A 6972-nucleotide genomic window follows, 5' to 3' on the forward strand; every position below is an offset into this window, starting at 1 on the left:
ATGCTTCTTTCCATCATTGTACCCTGCTATAACGAGCAGGAGTCTCTTCCGCTGTTCTATAAGGAAATCACCCGGGTCGCCGATGAAATGAAGCCGAGCCACGGGGCCGAATTTGAGTTTATCTTTGTGGACGACGGCTCCAAGGATAACACCCTTGCCATCGCCCGCGAGCTGCACCGGCAGGATGCACGGGTGCGCTACATCAGCTTTTCCCGCAACTTCGGCAAGGAAGCGGGCATTTTGGCCGGCCTGCAGGCCGCCAAGGGCGATTATGTGGCCATGATGGACGCGGATCTTCAGGACCCGCCCGCCCTTTTGCCCCAGATGCTGGACGCACTTCTTCACGAGGATTACGACTGCGCCGCTACCCGGCGCACCACCCGCCAGGGCGAGCCGCCCATCCGCAGCTTTTTCGCCCGGATGTTCTACAAGCTCATTAATAAAATGAGCGACGCGGACATTGTGGACGGCGCGCGGGATTACCGGCTGATGCGCCGGAGAATGGTAGATGCAATCCTGTCCATGCCGGAATACAACCGGTTCTCCAAGGGCATCTTCGGCTGGGTTGGCTTCAAGACTAAGTGGCTGGAGTATGTGAACGTGGAACGGGTGGCCGGTGAAACCAAGTGGAACTTCTGGAAGCTGTTTCTCTACTCACTGGAGGGCATCATCGGCTTTTCCACCGCCCCGCTGGCCATTGCAAGCCTGATGGGCATCTTCTTCTGCCTGCTGGCCTTCGTGATGATCATCGTGATCATCGTGCGCACCCTTTTGTTTGGCGATCCCACCAGCGGATGGCCCAGCCTGGTGTGCATCATCTTTCTGTGCAGCGGCGTGCAGCTGTTCTGCATGGGTGTTCTGGGCCAGTATCTGGCAAAAACCTATCTGGAAACCAAGCACCGCCCGGTCTACATCACCCGAGAGACCGAAGAGGATCTGGACGGCTGATTTTTGTTTGCCAGCCGCCGGGCCGGAGCATTTTGCATTTCTTCCTGGATGCACCCACGCATCCGGTTATACTATTAAAAAATCGAACGGCAGGTGTTCAGCCTGTCTGAATGAAAAGGGAAACGGGTAATCAATCCCGTGCGGGACCGCCGCCGTGTGGGCCAGCGCCCCGGCCATCTGCCACTGTTCCGAAGGGAATGGGAAGGCCGGTCGGGCGCGCGCTTTAACGCTCACGAGCCGGAAGACCTGCCTGCCGTTCGCATCCGCCCGGAAAAGGCTTCTTTTCCGGCGCGGAACCCCGCTTCGTGGACGGACCAAACACGCGGCAGGGCGGCAGTACAGCCTGGGGGCAATTTTGCCTCACGGGGTTTTTCCTGTCGCACCTGTTTGCCGCTGCGCCGCTCCGCCTTGCCGGGGCGGCGTATTTTTGTTCTTTGCGGCAATCCGGCCGCATGGAAATATATCCCTCATTCCAATATTCAGGAGGAACATTTATGAAACGCATTCTTTCCGCACTTGTTGCTGTGGCTCTGGCCTTCGGCATGGCCGCCTGCGGCGCACCGGCCGCCAGCACTTCTGCTCCGGCCTCTTCCGCCGCCGCATCCTCTGCTGCTTCTGCAAGCGCTTCCGGCGAGACCGCTGCGGCAGCCAAGCCCACCGAAGACCGCAGCGGTGCCGCCATCACCCTGCCGGATAATGTGGAGACCGTGATCTCCATGGCTCCCTCCATCACCCAGACCCTGATGGATCTGGGCTGCACCGACCAGATCATCGCTCTGGATGCCAACAGCGCCAAGATGGAAAACGCGCCCCAAGGCCTGCCTGTTTTTGACATGATGACCCCGGACGCGGAGCAGATGGCCACCCTGGTGCCGGATGTGATCCTGGTCTCCTCCATCAGCTCCTCCGGCGGTGAGAATCCCTTCCAGCCCCTGCAGGAGCTGGGCGCCACCGTGGTCTGCATTCCCACCAGCTCCTCCATCGAGGACATTTATGAGGATGTGACCTTCCTGGGCCAGGTGATGGGCAAGACCGAGCGCGCCGCTGAGATCAACGAGACCCTGAAGGCCGAGATCGACCGCATCGCCGCTCTGGGTGCCTCCATCCCCGAGGACCAGCGCAAGACCGTTTACTTTGAGATTTCCGCCGCTCCCTCTGCCTACAGCACCGGCTCCGGCACCTATATGGACGAAATGATCAGCCTGATCGGCGCCAACAACATGATGGCCGACAAGGCCGAAGGCTGGACCAGTGTGGACAGCGAGGTAGTTGTCAGCGGCAACCCGGACGTGATCCTCACCAACGTGGACTACATCGAGGACCCCGTGGGCGAGATCAAGAGCCGTGAGGGCTGGGAGGCCGTGACCGCTGTGAAGAACGGCGATGTTTACCAGATCGACAAGCAGTCCTCCTCTCTGCCCAACGAGAACATCGTGACCGCTCTGGAAGAGATGGGTAAGGCCGTCTATCCGGAGGTGTTCGGCGAATGAACCGGTTTTCCCGTCCGGCGCGGTTCGGCCTGCTGTGCCTGGCCGCGCTGGTCGCGGTGATTCTGGGCATCGGGGTGGGCAGTGTGCCCATCTCCCCCGGTGAAATTCTGCAGGTACTGGCCAACAAGCTGTGGGGCGCGGCACTGCCCGAACAGATGAATCCGGTGATCCCGGGGCTGGTGTGGAGCATCCGTCTGCCCCGGGTGCTGCTGGCCTTCTGCGTGGGGGCTTCCCTTTCAGTAAGCGGCGCAGTGATGCAATCGCTGCTGCAAAACCCGCTGGCCTCCTCCTATGGCCTTGGCGTCTCCTCCGGTGCGGGTCTTGGCGCGGCGGTACTCATCGTCACCGGCGTGGCGGACAGCGCCGCAGGCACCTTTCTTTTGCCTGCGGTCTGCCTGTGCTGCGGCCTGGCCACCATGGGCGGCGCGCTGGCCATCTCCACCCGGCTGGACCGCAACCTCTCCAACAACACCATCATCCTGATCGGTATGGTTCTTTCGCTCTTTCTCAACGCCATTATGACCACCCTGTCCGCCGCCAATCCGGATTACACCCAGCGCATCACCCTGTGGCAGCTGGGCAGCCTTTCCATGAAAACCTGGAAGCAGCTGGGCCCGGTGGCGCTGGCGGCACTGGTCTGTATTCTGGCATTCTGGCGGCTGGCCTCCGAGCTGGATCTGCTCAGCTTCGGCGAAGAGCAGGCCTCCGCCATGGGCATGGAGCGCAAACGCGTCAAGTGGCTGCTGGTGCTGCTGGTAGCCCTGCTCACCGGCACCGCAGTGGCCTTTGTGGGCGTGATCGGCTTTGTGGACCTGGTGGCGCCCCACATCGTGCGCCGGATCTTCGGGCCTTCTCACCGGATGCTCATTCCGGCCTGTGCTGTGTTCGGCGGGGGCTTTCTGTCCCTGTGCGACCTGGCGGCCCGGACCCTGGCTTCTCCCTCCGAGATTCCCATCGGCTCCATCACGGCCTTGATTGGTGCCCCCTTCTTCCTCTACATCTTCTTCTCCAGCCGAAAGGAGGCCCGCTGATGCTGCACGCGGAACACATCACCTGCGGCTACGGGGGTGACCCCGTGGTGCGAGACCTATCCTTCTCTGCACAGAGCGGGCAGATCCTCTGTATTCTGGGTGCCAACGGCTGCGGCAAGACCACTCTGCTGCGGGCGGTGGCCGGATTGCTGCCCAGCACCGGCAGTGTCACCGCGGCCGGGCTGGACCTGCGCACCGCGCCCCGCCGTCAGGTGGCTCAGACGTTCGCCTTTCTCAGTCAGTTATCCAATTTGTATTTTTCTTACACTGTATATCAGACCGTAGAGATGGGCCGGTACGCTCACCGCTCTTCCGGCCTGTTCGGCGGAGCCGCTCCCGGCGACAAGGACATTGTACGCGCCTGCCTGGAGCAGACCGGCCTCTGGGAGCTGCGAGATCAGCCCATCACCGCATTATCCGGCGGGCAGCTGCAGCGGGTCTTTCTGGCCCGGGTGTTTGCCCAGGATCCCAAAATTATCCTGCTGGACGAACCCACCAACCATCTGGACCTGAAGTATCAGATCGAGCTGATGGAGCAGCTCCGCCGCTGGGTAGCTCAGGGCGACCGCTGTGTGGTGGGCGTGCTGCACGATGTGAATCTGGCGCTGAACTACGCCGACCGGCTGCTGCTTATGCAGGATGGCCGGGCCCTGTGCCAGACCGATACCCAGGCACTGGACCCTGCCCTGCTGGATCGGGTCTACGGCCTGGACGTGCGCGGTTACATGCGCCGCGCACTGCAACGATGGGAGTGAACGCTGTATGGAACTGTATCACAGCCCCTGGGAGGCCTATCCCTTTTTGAGCGACGCACCGGAGGACCTTCGCTGCGACTTTGAGCTGCTCACCGACGAGATCGCCAGCCGCACCGGACTGCTTCGTTCTCAAGTGGAGGATGAAACACTGCGGGCGGAGCTGCTGCGGGTCTGCGAACTGGTTTATCATGCTAACCCCACCCTGCGTACCCGGTTCACCGTGACTCCGGAAGAGATTCAGTGGCTGGCGGATGTTTGCGAACGTCTGCGTGGGCAGAGTGAGGGCCGCTGTGCCCGGTTCGTACTGCCCCAGGGCTGCACCACCGCCTGTACCGCCCACATCCTGCGGGTTCAGTGCAAGGCGCTGGTTCGCCTGCTCTATCGCCACGCCCACCAGGGGCATCCGGTGGAACCCGCCCTGCTGGATCTGGCCAATCTGCTTTCCGGCTATTTCTTCCTGCTGGCTCTGGTGCTGAACGCCCACGCCGGGCAGGAGGAAGCAGAATTCGTCAGCAGAAATTACTAAACTATCCCCATCCCATTCATACAGGAAAAGCCGAAGAGCGCGAACCAAACGCACCCTTCGGCTTTTTCCTTTTAGTTTAATTTCCCGTGTTTAAACAACCAGTATGCAATGCCGATGGCCATTGCGCCGGACAGCAGAATCAGGAAGGACACGCTGCCGATCAGACCAGGAGCTGCCACAAACAGAATGCACATGAACACCAGCGGAATGATGGCGATGTTCATATTCCGGTAGAAATACTTGAAGGCCAGCGCACCAAACAGGGCGGGAATCACGTTGTTGAACGCGGGCTGCAGAGCCGGAGCCTCCAGCACCGGGGTGAGGGGCACCAGGCACAGCACACCGATGGCCAGCACCAGAGTGGTTACCAGGCTGCTCGCTGCCACCGACAGGGTGGAGATCACATCGTTTTCCGGCGTGCCCACCTCGGTGCCGCAGATCTCCCGGGCATTCACCGCGCAGGGAACCTTCAGGTTCAGTACGTTGCCGGTGATGAAGGTCAAATAGCTTGCACCGGAGCCAAGCAGCGGCGAATAGACCAGAAACTCCACCACACCGCTGGTCCAGTAGATAATGGCTACCTGGAAAAAGCCCATACCGAAGGCGGCCCAATCCGGGCCAGCGCCCAGGACCCAGCCCATGGCCAGAGGAACCGCCAGCATCAACAGGATGCCCAGGCTCAGACCCACCCGGCCGATCACATGAATTCCGTTTTCATAGCGCTCATAGAAGGCGCTGCGTTCTTTCTCGTTCATATCCTGCGCCTCCCTCACATTACACCGCCCAGCAGCACAGCCGCAGCCATGCCCACCAGCATACTTCCTGCCATGGAGAAGTTATCCAGCCAGGTGACCTTCTTCACCCGTGCAAAATACTCAAATACCGCCATGGCAGCCGCGCTCACAATGGCTACGATCAGGGGCATAAAATTGTTCAGGCGCACGCCTTCGCCCAGATAGGAGCCGATATAAGCGCTTACCAGGCCCACGAACATGGCAGTGAACATATAGTCACCGAAGCTCTTCTGGCCCTTTTCTTTCTTGGCTGTGGCCTTTTTGAGCCGCTTCATATAGCGCTTCAGGCAGAAGATGCAGAGCAGGCATCCGGAAAGAATACCTGCCGTCATTACAAGGCCGATGGTTACAAATACCGAAGGGGTCAGCTCCTGGCTGCCCAGACCTCCGCTCATCCCCGCGGCGCGGGCGGCAATGTCCGCCACATTGCCTTCATAATGCAGCGCACCTACCACCGAAAGCCGCATCCAGGGCAGAGGGATGCCCAGGCTTCCGCTCAGCGCAATAACGCCCAACAGGATCGAGATACTGGGCAGCAGCGTAAAGGTGACACTGGAAGTGATGGCCCTGCGCATTTTGACCCGGTCCATTCCCAAAGCTACCCCCGCACGGTAGCTTTTCACCATAAACACAATGCTGAGCCCCAGAATGAACAGAATTACAACACCCACGATTGCAAACATGGGCAGGCTGTTCAGCTGCTCCAACAACGACATATCATTTCCTCCTATCACACGATTGTGTACTGCTTTATCATAGCATATTTTTAAACCGTGCGCACCTGAAACTTATGATATGAAGCGGCACTTTCTGAGTGTTCTTTTCCACAGGAATGCGTTGTTCTTGTGGAAAATCCGGTCCGAACACGCAAGCTGCCGTTCCTTGCTTTTCAACAAAAAGCGCCCATAACCGTGGAAAAGCAAGGTGGCCATTTAAAATACAAAAGCCCGGTCAACGACCGGGCTTTATCGGCGATTATATTTTCTCTCATGCCGGGGGATCCGTCAGCCTCTTCAGCAGCAGGGCCCCGCAAAAGTTTGCCACGCAAAGTTTTGTGGGGTTAAGGAGGAATGACGAAATGGTATGAGAAAAGCCCAGCCGAATGGCTGGGCTTTTTGAATGGAATGTAGTCCATTCCGACGTGGTGACCCGTGGGAGAATCGAACTCCCGTTTGCGGCGTGAGAGGCCGCCGTCTTGACCGCTTGACCAACGGGCCATCTATATAAAAAAGCCGGATCCCAAAAGCAGGAATGCTCATCAGCATTCGGCTTTATTCGCATTTGCAAGCCGGCGTCTACCTATCTTCCCAGGCCGTCTCCAGCCAAGTATTTTCGGCACAACAGAGCTTAACTTCTGTGTTCGGAATGGGAACAGGTGGGACCTCTGCGTCATCGACACCGGCCGATGCGAATGAAAAGGATAAAGAG

General features: G+C 59.3%; 7 protein-coding genes, 1 tRNA gene, 1 rRNA gene and 1 riboswitch. Of the genes, 5 read left to right on the plus strand and 4 right to left on the minus strand.

Annotated elements, in window-relative coordinates:
- The 5 genes from J7G73_RS02395 to J7G73_RS02415 all read left to right on the plus strand — a co-directional run bounded on the left by J7G73_RS02395 (window position 1) and on the right by J7G73_RS02415 (window position 4750).
- On the plus strand, window positions 1-948 hold the full coding sequence (locus tag J7G73_RS02395; protein ID WP_291245087.1) for a glycosyltransferase family 2 protein: 948 nt from the start codon (window positions 1-3) through the stop codon (window positions 946-948).
- 74 nt (window positions 949-1022) lie between these two features.
- Window positions 1023-1217, plus strand: a riboswitch (cobalamin riboswitch).
- 225 nt (window positions 1218-1442) lie between these two features.
- On the plus strand, window positions 1443-2438 hold the full coding sequence (locus J7G73_RS02400) for an ABC transporter substrate-binding protein (RefSeq protein WP_158097569.1): 996 nt from the start codon (window positions 1443-1445) through the stop codon (window positions 2436-2438).
- Window positions 2435-3469 carry an iron ABC transporter permease gene (locus J7G73_RS02405; RefSeq protein ID WP_291245088.1) on the plus strand — a complete coding sequence of 345 codons (1035 nt, stop codon included), beginning with the start codon at window positions 2435-2437 and terminating at the stop codon, window positions 3467-3469. The genes J7G73_RS02400 and J7G73_RS02405 overlap by 4 nt, the downstream gene beginning before the upstream one ends.
- Window positions 3469-4224: an ABC transporter ATP-binding protein gene (locus tag J7G73_RS02410; RefSeq protein WP_291245089.1), complete on the plus strand. Its 756-nt coding sequence runs from the start codon at window positions 3469-3471 to the stop codon at window positions 4222-4224. The genes J7G73_RS02405 and J7G73_RS02410 overlap by 1 nt, the downstream gene beginning before the upstream one ends.
- A 7-nt stretch (window positions 4225-4231) precedes the next feature.
- Entirely contained in the window at window positions 4232-4750 is a 519-nt protein-coding gene (locus J7G73_RS02415; RefSeq protein WP_087295621.1) for an ATP:cob(I)alamin adenosyltransferase, read from the plus strand.
- Window positions 4751-4821: 71 nt separating this feature from the next.
- Here the strand turns inward: J7G73_RS02415 and J7G73_RS02420 are convergent, their stop codons facing one another.
- The 4 genes from J7G73_RS02420 to rrf form a co-directional block, all read right to left on the minus strand.
- Window positions 4822-5505, minus strand: coding sequence for a hypothetical protein (locus J7G73_RS02420; protein WP_087295623.1), 684 nt, complete (start codon window positions 5503-5505; stop codon window positions 4822-4824).
- A 14-nt stretch (window positions 5506-5519) separates the two neighbouring features.
- Window positions 5520-6260: a DUF5058 family protein gene (locus tag J7G73_RS02425; RefSeq protein WP_291245090.1), complete on the minus strand. Its 741-nt coding sequence runs from the start codon at window positions 6258-6260 to the stop codon at window positions 5520-5522.
- 426 nt (window positions 6261-6686) lie between these two features.
- Window positions 6687-6761: transfer RNA gene (locus J7G73_RS02430), tRNA-Glu, on the minus strand.
- Between the two features lie 69 nt (window positions 6762-6830).
- A 5S ribosomal RNA gene (rrf, locus tag J7G73_RS02435) occupies window positions 6831-6947 on the minus strand.
- Between the last annotated feature and the right edge of the window lie 25 nt (window positions 6948-6972).

It is taken from the genome of Allofournierella sp. (assembly GCF_017889395.1).
Lineage (GTDB): Bacteria > Bacillota > Clostridia > Oscillospirales > Ruminococcaceae > Allofournierella.